Source organism: Verminephrobacter eiseniae EF01-2 (assembly GCF_000015565.1).
Classification (GTDB): Bacteria; Pseudomonadota; Gammaproteobacteria; order Burkholderiales; family Burkholderiaceae_C; genus Acidovorax; species Acidovorax eiseniae.
Genome location: NC_008786.1, coordinates 4285505 through 4301157, shown reverse-complemented (window position 1 = coordinate 4301157; position 15653 = coordinate 4285505). Strand labels below are relative to the sequence as shown.

Sequence of the window (15653 nt, the reverse complement as noted above, 5' to 3'; positions counted from 1 at the left end):
ACCGATGAAATACCTCCTGTGGCTGCTCAAGGCAGCCATTTTTTTTACGCTCTTCGCCTTTGCGCTGAACAACCAGCAAGACGCCACCGTGCATTTCTTCTTTGGCACCCAATGGCGCGCGCCGCTGGTGCTGGTGGTGCTGGCGGCCTTCTCGGCAGGGCTGGCAGTGGGCGTATTGGGCATGGTGCCGCGCTGGTGGCGCCACCGCAGCGCCGCCCGCCGCGCGCAGGGCGCCGTTGTCGCACCGGCAGCGGCTGCCGGCAGCGCGCCTGAGCTGCCCATGATCCATGGAATTTGATTTGGCTTGGATTTTGCTGGGCTTGCCCCTGGCCTTCGTGCTGGGCTGGCTCGCGTCACGCTTTGATCTGCGCCAACTGCGCGCAGAAAACCGCCGGGCTCCGAAAGCCTACTTCAAGGGCCTGAACTTCCTGCTCAACGAGCAGCAAGACCAGGCCATCGACGCCTTCATCGAAGCCGTTCAGAACGACCCGGACACCTCCGAACTGCACTTTGCGCTGGGCAACCTGTTTCGCCGCCGTGGCGAGTACGACCGCGCCGTGCGCGTGCATGAGCATCTGCTCTCGCGCGGCGACCTGAGCCGCGCCGACCGCGAGCGTGCCCAGCACGCACTGGCGCTGGACTTCCTCAAGGCCGGCCTGCTCGACCGGGCGGAAGACGCGCTGCACCGGCTCGAAGGCACGCCCTTCGAGGCCCAGGCGCGCCTGGCGCTGCTGGCGATCTGCGAGCGCTCGCGCGACTGGCCGCAGGCCGCCGCCATTGCCCGCAGGATGCACGCCGCCGACCAGGGCGACTTCAGCACCCGGCAGGCGCATTACCTGTGCGAGCAGGCGCTGGCCCTGAGCGCCCAGGGCGACATGCCAGGCGCGCAAGCCCTGCTGGAGCAGGCCGTGGCGGCAGCCCCGGGGGCGGCCCGCGCGCGTATCGAACTGGCGCGGCTGCAAGCGCTGCTGGGCCAACCGGCGGCCGTGCTGGTCACGCTCAAAGCCCTGGGCGAACGCAACCCTGCGGCACTGCCGCTGGCCGCCCCGCTGCTGCTCGAAGCGGCCAGCGCCACCGGGCGCAGGCCCGAGGTGCAGGCCCTGCTGCAAACGCATTACGCGCAGACGCCATCGCTGGATGTGCTCGAAGCCATCGTGGCCATGGAAGCGGCCGATGAGGGCAGCGGCGACCAAGCGCGCCAACGCTATGTGCAGCATCTGGAGCGCGAACGCTCGCTGGTCGCTGCCGCCCGCTGGCTGGCCACCGAGAGGCTCGAACATGAACAATTCCACCCCCAGATACAGCGCGCCCTCGATCATGCCGTCAAGCCGCTGATGCGCTACCGCTGCGCCGCCTGCGGCTTCGAGGCGCGCCAGCATTTTTGGCAATGCCCCGGCTGCCAGACCTGGGACAGCTACCCGGCCCGCCGCGTCGAAGAGCTTTGAGACCGGCGGCGGCAACCGATAAGATCGGTTGCGCGGCCGCCATGCGCCGGAACCCATATGCACATGCATCTGCATGCCCACCGAAGGAGTTTTTTTCCATGCTGAAAAAGATACTGTTCATCATCGCCATGCTGTACGCCGCCGCGTCGTTTGCCGCAGTGGATGCGAACAAGGCTTCCGCCGCCGAGCTCGAAGGCATCAAAGGCATCGGCCCGAGTCTGTCCGGCAAAATCGTCGAAGAGCGCAAGAGCGGCCCATTCAAGGACTGGGACGACTTCGTCCGCCGCGTCGGCGGTGTCGGTAAAAAATCCGCCGCCAAGTTCTCGCACGAGGGCCTGACCGTCGACGGCAAGAAGTTCGATGCCGCCAAGGCCGACCCCAAAGCCGACCCCAAAGCCGACCACCATGCCAAAAAAGGAGCAGACGGCAAAAAGGACGCCGCACCAACGGCCAAGACACCCGGGGGCACCGGCAGCACAGCCAAAAACTGAGCGCCGGAGGTCCCGCGCCCGGAGCGCTGGCGATGCGCACCGGGCGGGACGAAAAACGCCACGGCATGTTCGGCTGCCGGATGAAAAATCTGGCTGGCAACGCGCACAGTCAGACCAGAAAGTCATCGACCATGCCACCTGAAATCACCCACGCATGCCCCTGATCACACTCATCCTTTTTCCGTTGATCGGCAGTCTGGTCGCCGCTGTGCTGCCGACCAACGCCCGCAATGCCGAGTCCACGCTCGCCGGCCTGATCGCCCTGCTCTGCACCGTGCAGGTGGCGCTGTGCTTTCCCGCGATTGCCGACGGTGCGGTGCTCAGGCAGGAGCTCGCCTGGCTGCCCGCGCTCGGGCTGAACCTGGTGCTGCGGCTCGACGGACTGGCCTGGATGTTTTGCATGCTGGTGTTTGGCGTGGGCAGTCTGGTGGTGCTGTATGCGCGCTATTACATGTCGGCGGCCGATCCGGTGCCGCGTTTCTTTGCCTTCTTTCTTGCTTTCATGGGCGCGATGGTGGGGGTGGTGCTGTCGGGCAACCTCATCCAGATCGCGTTCTTCTGGGAACTGACCAGCCTGTTCTCGTTCCTGCTGATCGGCTACTGGCACCACCGCAGCGACGCGCGGCGCGGCGCGCGCATGGCGCTGTCCGTCACCGCATCCGGCGGGCTGTGCCTGCTGGTGGGCATGCTGGTGCTGGGCCATATCGTGGGCAGCTACGAGCTCGATCAGGTGCTCGCCGCCGGCCCGCGCATCAAGGCCCATCCGCTGTACCTCGTCGCCCTGGTGCTGGTGCTGCTGGGGGCGCTGACAAAGAGCGCGCAGTTTCCGTTTCACTTCTGGCTGCCCCAGGCCATGGCAGCGCCCACGCCGGTGTCGGCCTATCTGCACTCGGCCACGCTGGTCAAGGCCGGCGTGTTTTTGCTGGCGCGCTTGTGGCCGGCGCTGGCAGGCACCGAGCCTTGGTTCTGGCTGGTCGGTGGCGTGGGCCTGGTCACGCTGCTGCTGGGCGGCTACGCGGCGCTGTTCCAGAACGACCTCAAGGGGCTGCTGGCCTACTCGACACTCTCGCACCTGGGTTTGATCACGCTGCTGCTGGGCCTGAACAGCCCGCTGGCGGCCGTCGCTGCGCTGTTTCACACGATGAACCATGCGACGTTCAAGGCCTCGCTGTTCATGGCGGTGGGCATCGTCGATCATGAGAGCGGCACGCGCGACATCAGACGCCTTTCAGGGCTGCGGCGCATGATGCCGATCACGGCCACGCTGGCCATGGTGGCCAGCGCGGCAATGGCGGGTGTGCCTTTGCTCAACGGTTTTTTGTCCAAGGAGATGTTCTTTGCAGAAACCGTTTATGTGAACGCCGCGCCCCTGCTCGAATGGCTGCTGCCGATGGCCGCCACGCTGGCCGGCATGTTCAGCGTGGCCTACTCGCTGCGCTTTACCGTGGACGTGTTCTGGGGCCCGGCTGCCAGCGCCTTGCCCCGCCACCCGCATGAGCCGCCGCACTGGATGCGGGTGCCGGTCGAATTGCTGGTGCTGGCCTGCCTGGTGGTGGGTATGCTGCCGGCCTGGTCGGTGGGCGCGGCTCTGGCGGCTGCGGCGCGGCCCGTCGTCGGGGGCGTGCTGCCGAGCTATAGCCTGGTGGTCTGGCATGGTTTCAATACGCCGTTCGTGATGAGCCTGGTGGCGCTGGCAGGCGGCGTTGCGCTGTATGCGCTGCTGCGCTGGCGCAGCCGCGCAGAGGGCCGGACCGACGCGCCACCCGTGGCGCAGCGCAGCAGCGGCCAGCGGCTGTTCACCGGAGCCTTGGCGCTCATCACCCAAGCGGGCCGCAGGGGGCGCCGCCTGCTGGGCACCGGGCGCCTGCAATGGCAACTGGTGTGGCTGGTGGTTGCGGCGCTGGTGGCGAGCCTGGTGCCGCTCCAGGTCCGGGGGCTGTCCATCGGCGCGCGCGTGCTGCTGCCGTTGTCGCCCGCCTTTGCCCTGCTGTGGCTGTTGGGCGCTGCCTGCGCCGTGGCTGCGGCCTGGCAGGCCAAGTACCACCGCCTGGCGGCGCTGACCTTGATGGGCGGGGCGGGCCTGTGCGTGTGCCTGAGCTTTCTCTGGTTCTCGGCGCCGGATCTGGCGCTGACGCAAATCGTGGTCGAGGTGGTGACCACCATCTTGATCCTGCTGGGCCTGCGCTGGCTGCCCCGGCGCGACGAGCGCCTGCGTGTGCCGACGCTGGCCCGGGGGCGCCGGCGGCTGCGCCGCTGCGGCAACCTGGCGCTGGCGCTGCTCGCCGGGGGCGGCATGGCGCTGCTCTCATACGCGATGATGAGCCGGCCCTTTCCGGACAGCAGCTCCACCTTCTTCCTGGAACACGCGCTCAGCGAAGGCGGCGGCACCAATGTGATCAATGTGATGCTGGTGGATTTTCGCGGCTTTGACACGCTCGGCGAGATCGTGGTGCTGGCCATCGTGGCGCTCACGGTCTACGCCCTGCTGCGGCGCTTTCGGCCCGCGCGCGAGGTGATGAACCTGCCGCCGCAGCAGCGCACCCGGCCAGTGGGCACCGTGGACATGGATCTGTCCATCCCCCGCCCGACAGCCGACACTGCCGTGGCCGGCTACCTCGTGGTGCCCGCCGTGCTGGTGCGGCTGATGCTGCCCTTTGCCACGCTGGTGGCGGTCTACCTGTTCATGCGCGGGCACAATGAGCCCGGCGGCGGCTTTGTCGCGGGCCTGGTGTTCGCGGTGGCGCTGCTGCTGCAATACATCGTCTCGGGCACTTCGTGGGTCGAGGCCCATCTGCCCGTGCTCCCGCGCCGCTGGATCGGTCTGGGCCTGCTGACCGCGCTGGCCACCGGCATGGGCGCGCTGGCCTGGGGCTATCCGTTCCTGACCAGCCACACCGCCCGGCTGCACCTGCCCTGGGTGGGCGAGATCCACATTGCCAGCGCGCTGTTCTTTGACATCGGCGTGTTCACGCTGGTGGTGGGCGCCACGCTGCTGATCCTCACCGGCATTGCCCACCAGTCGGTGCGCAGCCACCGCCATAACAACGCCATGGCCACCGCCATGGCACGGGGAGAAGACTGATGGAATTGGTGCTGGCCCTGGCCATCGGCGTGCTCACCGGTTCGGGCGTCTGGCTGCTGCTGCGCCCGCGCAGCTTTCAAGTCATCATGGGCTTGTCGCTGCTGTCATATGCCGTCAACCTGTTCATCTTCAGCATGGGGCGGCTGGGCCTGGCGATCGACAAGGAGCCGGTGCTGCAACCGGGGCGACCGCAGGATCTGGCGCACTACGCCGATCCCATGCCGCAGGCGCTCACGCTCACCGCCATCGTGATCGGCTTTGCGATGACGGCGCTGTTCCTGGTGGTGCTGCTGGCCTCGCGCGGCATGGCGGGCAGCGACCATGTCGACGGCAACCCGGTCAGGGACACGCACAAAGAGCAGGAACTGCCATGACCGACCCTGGTCTGACCGCCGCCATCACTGCGCTGCTGATGCCGCACCTGATCCTGGCACCGATCGCGCTGCCCTTGCTCACGGCCGCCGTGATGCTGCTGCTGCCCGAGCAACACCAGCGCATCAAAGCGGCACTCAATATCGGCTCGACCTTGCTGGGACTGGTGCTGGCCTGGCTGCTGCTGGCGCAATCCGATGCGCCCGGCATGCAACCCGGCCCATGGGTATACCTGCCGGGCAACTGGCCGGCGCCGTTTGGCATCGTGCTGGTCAGCGACCGCCTGTCGGCGATGATGCTGGTGCTGACCGGCATGGTGGCGCTGGCCGCAGTGCTGTTCGCGGCGGCGCGCTGGCACCGGGCGGGGGTGCATTTCCACCCGCTGTTCCAGTTCCAGCTCATGGGGCTGGCCGGGACTTTCCTCACCGCCGACCTGTTCAACCTGTTCGTGTTTTTCGAGATCACGCTGGCCGCCTCCTACGGCCTGTTGCTGCATGGCTCGGGTCGGCCACGGGTGTCGGCGGGGCTGCATTTCATAGCGCTCAATCTGGCCGCTTCAGCGCTGTTCCTGATCGGGGTATCGATGCTCTACGGCATCACCGGCACGCTGAACATGGCCGATCTGGCGCACAGCATGGCCGGCATCGCCGCACCCGACCGTGGCCTGCTGCACGCTGCGGCCGGCATCCTGGCCGTGGCCTTTCTGCTCAAGGCGGCCGTATGGCCGCTGAACTTCTGGCTGGTGCCGGCTTACAGCGCAGCCACGGCCCCGGTGGGCGCCCTGTTTGCGCTGATGACCAAGGTGGGCGTGTACAGCCTGCTGCGGCTGTGGACGCTGCTGTTTGGCGCCGAGGCCGGCGCATCGGCCCACTTCGGCAGCCAGTGGCTGATCGCCGGCGGCATGCTGACGCTGGCCTTTGGCGCCATCGGCATGCTGGGCGCGCAGCGCCTGGGGCATCTGGCAGGCTTTGGCGCCATCGTGTCATCGGGCACATTGCTGGCGGCGCTGGGCTTCGGCCAGCACCGGCTGACTGCCGGCCTGCTGTACTACCTGCCAGGCTCCACGCTGGCCGTGAGCGCGCTGTTCCTGTTGAGCGACCTGATCGACCGCTGGCGCAACGCTGGCGCCAACCTGGCCCCGCACGCGCAGTCCGACGATGCCCCGTTCCTGTCTGCCGATCTGCACCCCACCGAGGGGCTGAACCTCGACGACCAGGAGCAGGCGCTGATCGGCCAGGTGATCCCGGCAGCGGCGGCGCTGCTGGGGCTGGCCTTCATGGCCTGCACGCTGACCATTGCCGGCCTGCCGCCGCTGCCGGGCTTCATCGCCAAGTTCGCGATGATCGACGCGCTGCTCAACCCGCAGGGGCTGGGCGCGTCCCGGGCGGCGCTGCCAGGGGTTGCAGGCTGGGCGCTGATCGTCCTGTTGCCCAGTTCGGGGCTGCTGGCGCTGCTGGCGCTGATGCGGGCGGGCATGCGCCATTTCTGGGCCGCGCAGGGGCGCTCCGCCCCCCGGCTACTGGTGCTGGAGGCGCTGCCCATTGCCCTGCTGCTGTTCGCCTGCGCGGCCCTGGTGTGGCAGGCCGGCGCCGTGCTGCGCTTCACGCAGGCCACGGCCGATGCCTTGCATGCACCGGCCAGTTACCTGCGCGCGGTGCTGTCCGCCACCCCGGTGCCGAACCCGCCGCGCCACGATGCCGAGCACACAGCGCCATGAAATCCCGCACCCCCCCCTGGTGGCGCCAGGCGCTGCAACGCCTGGTGCCTGCACCCGTGCTTTCGGTCGCGCTACTGGGCCTGTGGTTGCTGCTCAACCGCAGCCTGAGCCTGGGCCACTGCCTGCTGGGTAGCGTGCTGGCCTTGGCAATTCCGGTGCTGACGGCCGGGCTGCGCCCCCTGCCGGTGCGCATCCGCAGACCGGCGCTGGTGCTGCGCCTGGCGCTGACGGTGGCGGTGGATGCCGTGCAATCGAATCTGGCGGTGGTGCGGCTGCTGCTGACGCCGGGCCGCAGGCGCCACCCGGCGGGCTTCGTGCGCATCCGGCTCGCGCTGCGTGACCCGAATGCGCTGGCGGTGCTGGCCGTCATCGCCTGCATCACGCCGGGCACCGCCTGGGCCGAACTCGCGCCGGACCGCAGCTTGCTGCTGCATGTGCTGGAACTCGACGACGCCGGCGCCATCGCAGCGCACATCCAGCAGCGCTACGAACGCCCCCTGATGGAGATCTTCGAATGACCCCCATTCTCGACCGTGCCCTGCCCTTGGCGTTGTTCATGCTGACGCTGGCCATGGGCTGCGCCTTGGTGCGCCTGCTCAAGGGCCCATCGGCGCAAGACCGCGTGCTGGCGCTCGACTGCATGTACCTGAACGGCATGCTCATGATGCTGGTGCTGGGCCTGCTGTACGGCAGCACGAACTATTTCGAGGCCGCGCTGCTGCTGGCCCTGTTCAGCTTTGTCGGATCGATGGCCATGGCCAAGTTCCTGCTGCGCGGCGAGGTGATCGAATGAGTCCGGGCCTGGCCGACCCGATGGCCCAAGCCCTGCTGCCCCTGTGGCTCGAAGTGCTGGTGGCCGCGCTGGTGCTGGCCGGCGCAGGGCTGGCCTTGCTCGGCTCGATCGGGCTGCTGCGCCTGCGCACGTTTTTCGAGCGCCTGCATGCGCCTTCGATCATCGCCACGCTGGGCTGCTGGCTGATCGTGCTGGGCACGGTGCTGTACTTTTCAGTGACCGAACGCCTGGCGCTGCATGCGCTGCTGATCGCCTGGTTCATGGCCATCACGGTGCCCATCATGTCGATCTTGCTGATGCGCGCCGCATTGTTCCGGGCCCGGCAGGCAGGGCAGGGCATGCCGCCTGGCCTGGAGCAGCCCGGCGCCGGGCCGGACGCCGACGGCTCCTGATGCGCTCGCCGCCGACGCATGATGAACCCGTGCCTTCGGCCCGGTGCAGTGACGGCCGGATCGAGGCTCGACGCAAGGGTCAACGGCTGCGGCTTTTCAGCGCGCGCTCGACCTCGCGCTTGCCTTCACGCTCCTTGATGGAGTTGCGCTTGTCGTGCTGGGCCTTGCCCCTGGCCAGCGCGATCTCGCATTTCACGACGCCATTTTTCCAGTGCAGGTTCAGCGGCACCAGGGTGTAGCCCTTTTGTTCGACCTTGCCGATCAGGCGCCGGATGTCGTCCTTCTTGAGCAGCAATTTCTTCGTGCGCGCCGCCTCGGGGCTGACATGGGTGGACGCGGTCTTGAGCGCTTGGAGCTGGCAGCCGAGCAAAAACAGCTCGCCGTCGCGAATCAGCACATAGCCGTCGGTCAGCTGTGCCTTGCCCGCGCGCAACGCCTTGACCTCCCAGCCATGCAGCACCATGCCTGCTTCGTAGCGTTCTTCCAGGAAATAGTCGTGGGCCGCTTTCTTGTTGTCGGCAATGCGGGACGCAGGATCGGGTTTTTTGGTCATGGGGTTCGGATGCAGCGCAAACCGGCAGTTCAGGGCAGATCGACGGCCTGCCTACAATGCTCAGCGCCGCGCCAGCGCGATTGTAATTTCCCCCGGCCGGGCGCTGTGCCCAAGCTGCAATCTCCGCCTGCATGAAAACCGTTCAAAAGTCCGTCCTCCTTTGGTACCGCCCCGAAGAAATGTTCGCCCTGGTCACCGCAGTGGAGCATTACCCCCGTTTTCTGCCGTGGTGCGACCGCTGTGTCGTGCTGGAGCAGACCGCCGACGGCATGACGGCCGAAATCGGGATTGCGCTCGGCGGCATCCATCAGAGCTTCGTGACGCGCAACACGCACCAGGCGGGGCGGCATGTGCACATGCACCTTGTCAAAGGGCCGTTCTCGCGGCTGGACGGCGACTGGCATTTCCATCCGGTCGGAGACGGCACGCAGCGCGCCTGCAAAATCGAATTGCGGCTGCACTACGGCTTTGGCAACCCCGCGCTGGCCGCACTGGTCGGGCCGGTGTTCGACCGCATCGCCGGCAGCCTGGTCGATGCCTTTGTCGCCCGGGCCAAGCAAATCTATGGCGGATGACACTGCTGACACCGCTGACACCGCAATCCGGGCGACCTTGCAGGTCACGGTGGTGCTGTGCGTCGCGCCGCGCCAGACGCAGGAGTGGACACTGGAATTGCCCATCGGCGCCACGCTCGGCGATGCGATACGCGCCAGTGGTGCCGCGCGGCAAGGCGCCAGCGGCACCGCGCCACGAGACGACGCTGGGGGGCGGCCCGCATCGTTGGGCATATGGGGCCAAGCCGTCGGGCCGGACGCGCCGCTGCAGCATCTGGACCGTATCGAGATCTACCGCCCCTTGAAGGTGGACCCCAAACTGGCACGCCGCCAGCGCTTTGCCCGCCAGGGCGCCCGCACGGCGGGGCTGTTTGCCCGCCAGCGGTCAGGCAAACCGGGTTGAATCACTTCATCACTTCACGCAGTCCGAGGCCACGATCTCGTTGATGCGCCGGGCCTCGGCATCGCGGGCCGGGCCATCGAGGAAGATGCGCTCGCCATCGGCATTGGCCTGGGTGATCGGTTTGCCGGCATCGAATGCGGCCTTGGCTGCGCGGGCGCGGGTGCAGTTCTCGGCCTTGTCCTTGGCGACTTTTTCCTCTGCGGCTTTTTTCTTGGCCGCTTCTGCGGCATCGGCCTGGGCTTTTTTCTCTTCCAGTTCCTTGTCCTTGCCGCTGGCAGCGGGTTTTGGCGCGGCTGCGGCGGGCGCCGCCGCAACGCTTTGCACCGCCTGCTTCGACGCCGGGGCCGATCGGCCGCCGGGCCGTTTCAGGATGTCTTTTTCCGGGATGTCCTGCGGTGGTGAGCGGTCGCTGAAAACCTTGCGCCCCTCCTTGTCGATCCACTGCCATTGCGCTGACGCGCCCATGGCCCAGGTGCAGGCCACAGCCAGCAAAAGAATCTTGTGCAATTTCATGCAGCCGGAGTCTATCCGCCTGGCCCCCCGCCCGCCAGTGTTCAGTTGCGCGCGACCCACGACGCAGGCCACGGCTGCGCTCCCCCCACCAGCGACGCCGCGCAACGGGCCTTGCCAGGCCGGAGGCTAGTGTCGCGTCACCGATCATCTGTCGGTCTGCGCTGGCCATCGAAGCGCATCGCGGCGTTGCATCGCTTGCCAATACGCTCGGTATTGGCTGCGCGATGCGCCTTGCGCTGCGCTCCGATGGCTGCGCGCAGCCTACGACATCTGATCCGTGACGCGACACTAGCGGCGGGCGCAGTAGTGCGCTCCTGGATGAAAAAAAACATTGCAAATGAAATGAACCCGGAAAACAATCGTGCAAATGGACCAGCCCACTTTCCCGATTGCCTTGTTCGACGCCCCGGCGATACAGCGCGTCGCGGGCATGTACGCGGCTTTGCCGCGCTCGCAACAGCGCATTGCTGATTACGTGTTGCGCCACGCCTTCGATGTGGCAACGGCATCCATCGAAGAGCTGGCGCAGGCCGCCAAGGTGTCGATCGCTACGGCCAACCGGTTTGCACGGGCGCTCGGCTACAGCAGCTATCCTGATTTCCGGGCCGATCTTTTGCAGGTCTTCAAGACCGCCTTGGAGCCGGTCGAAAAACTGCGCGACATCAAGCCCGGCACCCGTTTGCACGACACCCTTTTGGCCGTGATTGCCCAGTCTGTCGACAATCTTCAGGCGACACGCAGCATGTCGAATGCAGACGCGCATGAGCACTTTGTGCTCGCGTTACGCCAATCGGAGCGGGTCTACATCGTCGGCTTCGGCAGCAGCGCGTTTCTGGCCAGTTCCGCCGCCTACCACCTTGGTCTGTATTGTCCCAACGTTCACTCCATCGGCGGCGAAGGCGGGGCGGAGCAGGCCGTGCGTCGAATGAACCAATTGACTGCCCAGGATCTGGTCTTTGGCATTTCGTTTCCGCGCTATTCGGCCGACACGGTGCGTCTGCTCCATTTCGCGCAACAGCGTGGCGCGGTGGTCGCTGCCCTGACTGACGCGCCAACGTCACCGCTCGTGCAACTGGCGCAGCATGTGCTCTATGCCAAGGCCAACAGCGCTTTGCTATCGAGCTCCAACGTGGCCGCACTGACCGTGCTGGAAGCGCTGGGGGCCATGCTGGCGCAAGGTCAGAGCAACGCTCTTGCGCAAGCGCGCGACTTGGCCGAGCAGTTGATGCCCTATTTTTACTTCGGTCGCGCCGATGCGCAGCGCATCACACCGGCGGCCAGCAGCAAGCGCAAGCAGTAACGACACTTTTGCCATCGAAAAATCGTATGCGCAGCACCATGCCCCGACAACCGGTCATCGCCATCCATGGCGGAGCGGGAACCATTGCCAAATCCGGCATGACCGCCGCCAAGGAAAGGGCTTACCAGCAGGCCCTGGGTGAAATCCTGCTGGCCGGCCAGCGCGCGCTGGCCGAAGGCGCCAGCGCATTGGATGCAGTCACTGTGGCGGTGACGCTGCTGGAAGACTGCGTGCTGTTCAATGCCGGCCGGGGCGCCGTTTTCACCTGCGATGCGACGCATGAGCTCGACGCCTCCATCATGGACGGCACCGGGTTGGCGGCCGGCGCCGTCGCATGTGTCAAACGGGTGCGCAACCCGATTCTTGCCGCGCGTGCCGTGATGGAGCATTCCGGGCATGTCCTCATGGTAGGCGACGGCGCGGATGCTTTTGCCCAGCGGCATGGCGTGGCCATGGTCGAACCCGGATATTTCTCGACCCCGCAACGGCTCCACCAATTGCACAAGACCAAGGAGCAGGGCGGCATGCGGCTTTTTCTCGATCACGACGGCGCCAGCCATTTCGCTGCGGCCAACGCGCAGACCGCGTGGATGGCAGGCACGCCCGACGCTGCGCCGATCGACCCGGACACCAAGTTCGGCACGGTGGGAGCCGTCGCCTGCGATGTCCATGGACATGTCGCGGCTGCCACCTCCACCGGCGGGCTGACCAACAAGGCGGTCGGGCGCGTCGGCGATACGCCGATCATCGGGGCAGGTTGCTATGCGGCCAACACCAGTTGCGCTGTGTCCTGCACCGGCACGGGTGAGGCGTTCATCAAAATAGCCGCCGCGCATGACGTCGCAGCATTGATGGAATACCGCGCCCTGAGTCTGGCCGATGCGGCCGATTGCGTGGTGCAAGACAAGCTCGTGCGCCTGGGCGGCCGTGGTGGTCTGGTGGCGGTGGATGCACGAGGCAACGTGGTGCTGCCGTTCAACACCGAAGGCATGTACCGTGGCTACGCCCGGGTAGGCCAGGCACCCATGACGGCGATTTACGCCTGATACCGGGCCTCTGCATCAGCCAGCACAACCCCATCCACCACACACCCGCCCCCACCATGAAAATCCGCGACTGCCACTGGATGCACATCGAGTCGTACTTGACGCGGGACGACCGCGTCGTCGTGCCCATTGGCAGCACCGAGCAGCATGCCTATCTGAGCCTGTGCGTGGATGCCATCCTGTCCGAGCAGGTGGCCGTGCAGGCTGCCGAGCCGCTCCAGGTGCCGGTCTATCCGGCGTTGCCCTTCGGGTTTACGCCGTCTTTCATGGGTTTTCCCGGCACCATTTCGCTGCGCCTCGAAACCTATGTGGCCGTGATCAGGGACATGCTCGACTGTCTGGCTACGCATGGCTTCAAGCGCGTGCTCATCGTCAACGGTCATGGCGGCAACCAGCCTGCGGCCAGCGTGGCGCTGCAATCGATGGCGCAGCATCCCGGCCTGCGCGTGAAGTTTCACAACTGGTGGAATGCGCCCAAAACCTGGCGCAAGGTTCTGTCCATCGATCCGGTCGCATCGCATGCTTCGTGGATGGAAAATTTCAGCTACACCCGCTTGCCCGGCGTGCAGCAGCCGCAGCACCAGCGCCCGCTGGTGGACTTTGAGCGGCTGCGCCAGATGCACCCGCAGGAGTTGCGCGACTATTTGGGCGATGGCAATTACGGCGGCTACTACGAGAAGCCCGATGAGGTGATGCAGGCGTTGTGGCAGGTTGCCGTCGCTGAAACCCGTGAAGTGCTCGAAGGTCCCTGGGTGTGAGCGTGCGCAGCCAGTCAGCGTCCTGCGCGCAGGTTCAACCCGGGGCTGATGCGGGTGGTCGCTGGCCTCGCCAGTGCGCATCCTGCGCGCAGGTTCGGCGCGGTAGCCAAGGCGGCCAGCCCGCACGGACGAGGTGGCGATGCTGAACTTCATCCTGCAGCGCAGCGCCCAGGCGGTGGTGGTGTTGCTGCTGATGTCGGTGCTGGTGTTTGTGGCGGTGTATGCGATCGGCAATCCGGTGGATATTCTGATCAATCCCCAAGCCGATCAAACCATGCGCGATGAGACCATTGCGCGCTATGGCCTGGACAAGTCCGTGGCGCAGCAGTACCTGCTGTTTCTGAAAAATGCGCTCGCTGGCGATTTCGGCACTTCCTTTGTCTATGACAGTCCCGCGCTTGGGCTGATTTTTTCCTGTCTGCCTGCAACGCTGGAGTTGGCGCTGGTGGCGATGCTGCTGAGCATTTGCATCGGCGTGCCGCTGGGTTTGTATGCCGGGTATCGGCCCGATGGCTGGTCGGCCAAGCTCATCATGGGCGGCACGGTGCTGGGCTTTTCCGTGCCGGCGTTCTGGATGGGTTTGATGCTCATTTTGGTGTTTGCCGTGCAACTGGGCTGGCTTCCTTCGGGCGGTCGCGGCGAGACGGTGGCGTGGCTGGGCGCCGAGTGGTCGGTGTTGACGCTCGACGGCTGGCGGCATCTGCTGCTGCCGGCATCGAGCCTGGCGCTGTTCCGGCTGGCGCTGATCGTGCGGCTGGTGCGCGCCGGGGTGCGCGAGGCGATCATGGCCGATTACGTGAAGTTCGCGCGCGCCAAGGGCGTATCGCCGCTGCGCGTCATGCTGCGCCATGTGCTGCCCAACATCATGGTTCCGCTGGTCACCGTGCTGGGGCTGGAGTTGGGCACCATGATTGCGTTCGCGGTCGTGACCGAGACGATTTTTTCCTGGCCCGGCACCGGCAAACTGGTGATCGATTCGATTCGCACGCTGGACCAGCCCGTGGTGGTGGCCTATCTGCTGCTGGTGGTGTTCATGTTCATCGTGATCAACATGGTGGTCGATATCCTGTATTCCATGCTGGACCCGCGCATTCGCCTGGGAGGGCGCAAATGAGCAGCCGCGCCACGCAGCAGTCCGATGCGCGCAAAGCGCGGCAGGCCAACTACATCAGGATGCTGTGGCGCGATTTTGCGCGCAGCAAGCTGGCCGTGCTGGCCCTGGCGGTCTTGGTGGCAATCATGCTGGGCGCGCTGGCTGCGCCGTGGATCACGCCGCAAAATCCCTACGACCAAGCGCTTCTGAATCTGGCCGATGCGCGCCTGGTGCCGGGCAGCACCGGTTCGGGCGGCTATGTGCATATGCTGGGCACCGATGCCGATGGGCGCGATCTATACAGCGCGATTGTCTACGGCGTGCGCCTGTCCCTGGGCATCGGCCTGGTGGCCGGGGTCGTCGCGCTGGTCGCGGGGACGCTGCTCGGCCTGCTGGCGGCATTGCGCGGCGGGCTGGTGGAAGCGGCCATCATGCGGGTGGTCGATTTGCAGTTGTCGTTTCCGCCCTTGATGCTGGCCCTGGTGCTGGTGGCGGCCTTGGGGCAGGGCAGGTTCCAGGTCATCGTCGCGCTGGTGGCGGCGCAGTACGCCTACTTTGCCCGCACCGTGCACGGCGCAGCGCTGGCCGAGCGGCAAAAGGAATACATCGAAGCGGCTGCCGCCATTCCCTTGCCGCCGCTGCGCATCGCGCTGGGCCATCTGCTGCCGAATGTGTTTCCCCCGCTGATCGTGGTCGGCACCATCCACATTGCCAGCACCATCGTGCTGGAGGCGACGCTGTCCTTTCTGGGGGTGGGGCTGCCGATGACCGAGCCTTCGCTTGGCAGCTTGATCCTGCGCGGGTTTGAGTACATGCAAAGCGGGCGCATCTGGATGAGCGTGTACCCCGGCGCCACGCTGGTCGTCATCATGCTCGCCATCAATCTGGTCGGCGACCAGTTGCGCGAGGTGCTCAACCCGAGGTTGAAGCAATGAGCGCGCCTCTGGACTCGCCCCCGGTGCTCTCCCGGTGCGCCAAGAGCGGGACTGGTACACCCGCTTCCTGACCGCTGCCGGCACGGTCACGCCTGGCGTGTCTTTCATGCTGGCGCAAAGCATGGCGCAGCGGCGAGCGTGCATGACCCGATGGCCGCCAGATTCTGCCCACGGGCTTCTTTTCGAGCTGCTCGGAGTCGGATTCT

At 66.3% G+C, this 15653-nt stretch carries 19 protein-coding genes; 17 read left to right on the top strand and 2 right to left on the bottom strand.

Going from position 1 to position 15653, the window contains the following annotated elements:
• Window positions 1-4 precede the first annotated feature (4 nt).
• From VEIS_RS18925 to mnhG, 9 genes are all read left to right on the top strand, one after another.
• Window positions 5-298, top strand: coding sequence for a LapA family protein (locus tag VEIS_RS18925; RefSeq protein WP_011811606.1), 294 nt, complete (start codon window positions 5-7; stop codon window positions 296-298).
• Window positions 288-1445, top strand: a complete 1158-nt coding sequence (gene lapB, locus VEIS_RS18920; protein WP_011811605.1) for a lipopolysaccharide assembly protein LapB — start codon at window positions 288-290, stop codon at window positions 1443-1445. The genes VEIS_RS18925 and lapB overlap by 11 nt, the downstream gene beginning before the upstream one ends.
• Window positions 1446-1543: 98 nt before the next feature.
• Window positions 1544-1936 carry a ComEA family DNA-binding protein gene (locus tag VEIS_RS18915; RefSeq protein ID WP_011811604.1) on the top strand — a complete coding sequence of 131 codons (393 nt, stop codon included), beginning with the start codon at window positions 1544-1546 and terminating at the stop codon, window positions 1934-1936.
• Between the two features lie 154 nt (window positions 1937-2090).
• Complete coding sequence (locus VEIS_RS18905) at window positions 2091-5018, top strand: monovalent cation/H+ antiporter subunit A (protein WP_011811603.1); 2928 nt, start codon at window positions 2091-2093, stop codon at window positions 5016-5018.
• Entirely contained in the window at window positions 5018-5392 is a 375-nt protein-coding gene (locus tag VEIS_RS18900; protein ID WP_011811602.1) for a Na+/H+ antiporter subunit C, read from the top strand. The genes VEIS_RS18905 and VEIS_RS18900 overlap by 1 nt, the downstream gene beginning before the upstream one ends.
• Window positions 5389-7107, top strand: a complete 1719-nt coding sequence (locus VEIS_RS18895; protein WP_011811601.1) for a monovalent cation/H+ antiporter subunit D — start codon at window positions 5389-5391, stop codon at window positions 7105-7107. The genes VEIS_RS18900 and VEIS_RS18895 overlap by 4 nt, the downstream gene beginning before the upstream one ends.
• A complete protein-coding gene (locus tag VEIS_RS18890) occupies window positions 7104-7625 on the top strand; it encodes a Na+/H+ antiporter subunit E (protein ID WP_011811600.1) in 522 nt (173 codons plus the stop codon). Before VEIS_RS18895 ends, VEIS_RS18890 begins: the two co-directional genes overlap by 4 nt.
• Window positions 7622-7900, top strand: a complete 279-nt coding sequence (locus tag VEIS_RS18885) for a K+/H+ antiporter subunit F (RefSeq protein ID WP_011811599.1) — start codon at window positions 7622-7624, stop codon at window positions 7898-7900. Before VEIS_RS18890 ends, VEIS_RS18885 begins: the two co-directional genes overlap by 4 nt.
• Window positions 7897-8292: a monovalent cation/H(+) antiporter subunit G gene (mnhG, locus tag VEIS_RS18880; RefSeq protein WP_011811598.1), complete on the top strand. Its 396-nt coding sequence runs from the start codon at window positions 7897-7899 to the stop codon at window positions 8290-8292. The genes VEIS_RS18885 and mnhG overlap by 4 nt, the downstream gene beginning before the upstream one ends.
• A 79-nt stretch (window positions 8293-8371) precedes the next feature.
• Here the strand turns inward: mnhG and smpB are convergent, their stop codons facing one another.
• Entirely contained in the window at window positions 8372-8845 is a 474-nt protein-coding gene (gene smpB, locus VEIS_RS18875; RefSeq protein ID WP_011811597.1) for an SsrA-binding protein SmpB, read from the bottom strand.
• Between the two features lie 131 nt (window positions 8846-8976).
• Between smpB and VEIS_RS18870 the strand changes: the two genes are divergently transcribed.
• Window positions 8977-9420, top strand: a complete 444-nt coding sequence (locus tag VEIS_RS18870) for a type II toxin-antitoxin system RatA family toxin (RefSeq protein ID WP_011811596.1) — start codon at window positions 8977-8979, stop codon at window positions 9418-9420.
• The gene (locus tag VEIS_RS18865; protein ID WP_011811595.1) at window positions 9410-9802 is read left to right on the top strand and encodes an RnfH family protein; all 393 of its coding nucleotides are present in this window, start codon (window positions 9410-9412) and stop codon (window positions 9800-9802) included. Before VEIS_RS18870 ends, VEIS_RS18865 begins: the two co-directional genes overlap by 11 nt.
• Before the next feature lie 9 nt (window positions 9803-9811).
• Here VEIS_RS18865 and VEIS_RS18860 read toward each other — a convergent pair whose 3' ends face one another.
• Window positions 9812-10315 carry a DUF4124 domain-containing protein gene (locus VEIS_RS18860; RefSeq protein WP_041950193.1) on the bottom strand — a complete coding sequence of 168 codons (504 nt, stop codon included), beginning with the start codon at window positions 10313-10315 and terminating at the stop codon, window positions 9812-9814.
• A gap of 129 nt (window positions 10316-10444) precedes the next feature.
• Between VEIS_RS18860 and VEIS_RS29120 the strand changes: the two genes are divergently transcribed.
• The 6 genes from VEIS_RS29120 to VEIS_RS18835 all read left to right on the top strand — a co-directional run bounded on the left by VEIS_RS29120 (window position 10445) and on the right by VEIS_RS18835 (window position 15447).
• Entirely contained in the window at window positions 10445-10786 is a 342-nt protein-coding gene (locus VEIS_RS29120) for a hypothetical protein (protein ID WP_157048596.1), read from the top strand.
• A complete protein-coding gene (locus tag VEIS_RS18855) occupies window positions 10683-11615 on the top strand; it encodes a MurR/RpiR family transcriptional regulator (protein ID WP_011811593.1) in 933 nt (310 codons plus the stop codon). Before VEIS_RS29120 ends, VEIS_RS18855 begins: the two co-directional genes overlap by 104 nt.
• Window positions 11616-11653: 38 nt before the next feature.
• Window positions 11654-12661, top strand: a complete 1008-nt coding sequence (locus VEIS_RS18850) for an isoaspartyl peptidase/L-asparaginase family protein (RefSeq protein WP_041951044.1) — start codon at window positions 11654-11656, stop codon at window positions 12659-12661.
• 56 nt (window positions 12662-12717) lie between these two features.
• Window positions 12718-13419 carry a creatininase family protein gene (locus VEIS_RS18845; protein ID WP_041950192.1) on the top strand — a complete coding sequence of 234 codons (702 nt, stop codon included), beginning with the start codon at window positions 12718-12720 and terminating at the stop codon, window positions 13417-13419.
• A gap of 139 nt (window positions 13420-13558) precedes the next feature.
• A complete protein-coding gene (locus VEIS_RS18840) occupies window positions 13559-14533 on the top strand; it encodes an ABC transporter permease (protein WP_011811590.1) in 975 nt (324 codons plus the stop codon).
• Window positions 14530-15447: an ABC transporter permease gene (locus tag VEIS_RS18835; protein WP_011811589.1), complete on the top strand. Its 918-nt coding sequence runs from the start codon at window positions 14530-14532 to the stop codon at window positions 15445-15447. The genes VEIS_RS18840 and VEIS_RS18835 overlap by 4 nt, the downstream gene beginning before the upstream one ends.
• The last annotated feature ends 206 nt before the right edge of the window (window positions 15448-15653 follow it).

What these genes read in the sequence shown, in the direction of transcription:
- VEIS_RS18925 (WP_011811606.1), top strand. Translation starts at nt 5, where the DNA reads ATGAAATACCTCCTGTGGCTGCTCAAGGCAGCCATTTTTTTTACGCTC.
- lapB (WP_011811605.1), top strand. Translation starts at nt 288, where the DNA reads ATGGAATTTGATTTGGCTTGGATTTTGCTGGGCTTGCCCCTGGCCTTC.
- VEIS_RS18915 (WP_011811604.1), top strand. Translation starts at nt 1,544, where the DNA reads ATGCTGAAAAAGATACTGTTCATCATCGCCATGCTGTACGCCGCCGCG.
- VEIS_RS18905 (WP_011811603.1), top strand. Translation starts at nt 2,091, where the DNA reads ATGCCCCTGATCACACTCATCCTTTTTCCGTTGATCGGCAGTCTGGTC.
- VEIS_RS18900 (WP_011811602.1), top strand. Translation starts at nt 5,018, where the DNA reads ATGGAATTGGTGCTGGCCCTGGCCATCGGCGTGCTCACCGGTTCGGGC.
- VEIS_RS18895 (WP_011811601.1), top strand. Translation starts at nt 5,389, where the DNA reads ATGACCGACCCTGGTCTGACCGCCGCCATCACTGCGCTGCTGATGCCG.
- VEIS_RS18890 (WP_011811600.1), top strand. Translation starts at nt 7,104, where the DNA reads ATGAAATCCCGCACCCCCCCCTGGTGGCGCCAGGCGCTGCAACGCCTG.
- VEIS_RS18885 (WP_011811599.1), top strand. Translation starts at nt 7,622, where the DNA reads ATGACCCCCATTCTCGACCGTGCCCTGCCCTTGGCGTTGTTCATGCTG.
- mnhG (WP_011811598.1), top strand. Translation starts at nt 7,897, where the DNA reads ATGAGTCCGGGCCTGGCCGACCCGATGGCCCAAGCCCTGCTGCCCCTG.
- smpB (WP_011811597.1), bottom strand. Translation starts at nt 8,845, where the DNA reads ATGACCAAAAAACCCGATCCTGCGTCCCGCATTGCCGACAACAAGAAA.
- VEIS_RS18870 (WP_011811596.1), top strand. Translation starts at nt 8,977, where the DNA reads ATGAAAACCGTTCAAAAGTCCGTCCTCCTTTGGTACCGCCCCGAAGAA.
- VEIS_RS18865 (WP_011811595.1), top strand. Translation starts at nt 9,410, where the DNA reads ATGGCGGATGACACTGCTGACACCGCTGACACCGCAATCCGGGCGACC.
- VEIS_RS18860 (WP_041950193.1), bottom strand. Translation starts at nt 10,315, where the DNA reads ATGAAATTGCACAAGATTCTTTTGCTGGCTGTGGCCTGCACCTGGGCC.
- VEIS_RS18855 (WP_011811593.1), top strand. Translation starts at nt 10,683, where the DNA reads ATGGACCAGCCCACTTTCCCGATTGCCTTGTTCGACGCCCCGGCGATA.
- VEIS_RS18850 (WP_041951044.1), top strand. Translation starts at nt 11,654, where the DNA reads ATGCCCCGACAACCGGTCATCGCCATCCATGGCGGAGCGGGAACCATT.
- VEIS_RS18845 (WP_041950192.1), top strand. Translation starts at nt 12,718, where the DNA reads ATGAAAATCCGCGACTGCCACTGGATGCACATCGAGTCGTACTTGACG.
- VEIS_RS18840 (WP_011811590.1), top strand. Translation starts at nt 13,559, where the DNA reads ATGCTGAACTTCATCCTGCAGCGCAGCGCCCAGGCGGTGGTGGTGTTG.
- VEIS_RS18835 (WP_011811589.1), top strand. Translation starts at nt 14,530, where the DNA reads ATGAGCAGCCGCGCCACGCAGCAGTCCGATGCGCGCAAAGCGCGGCAG.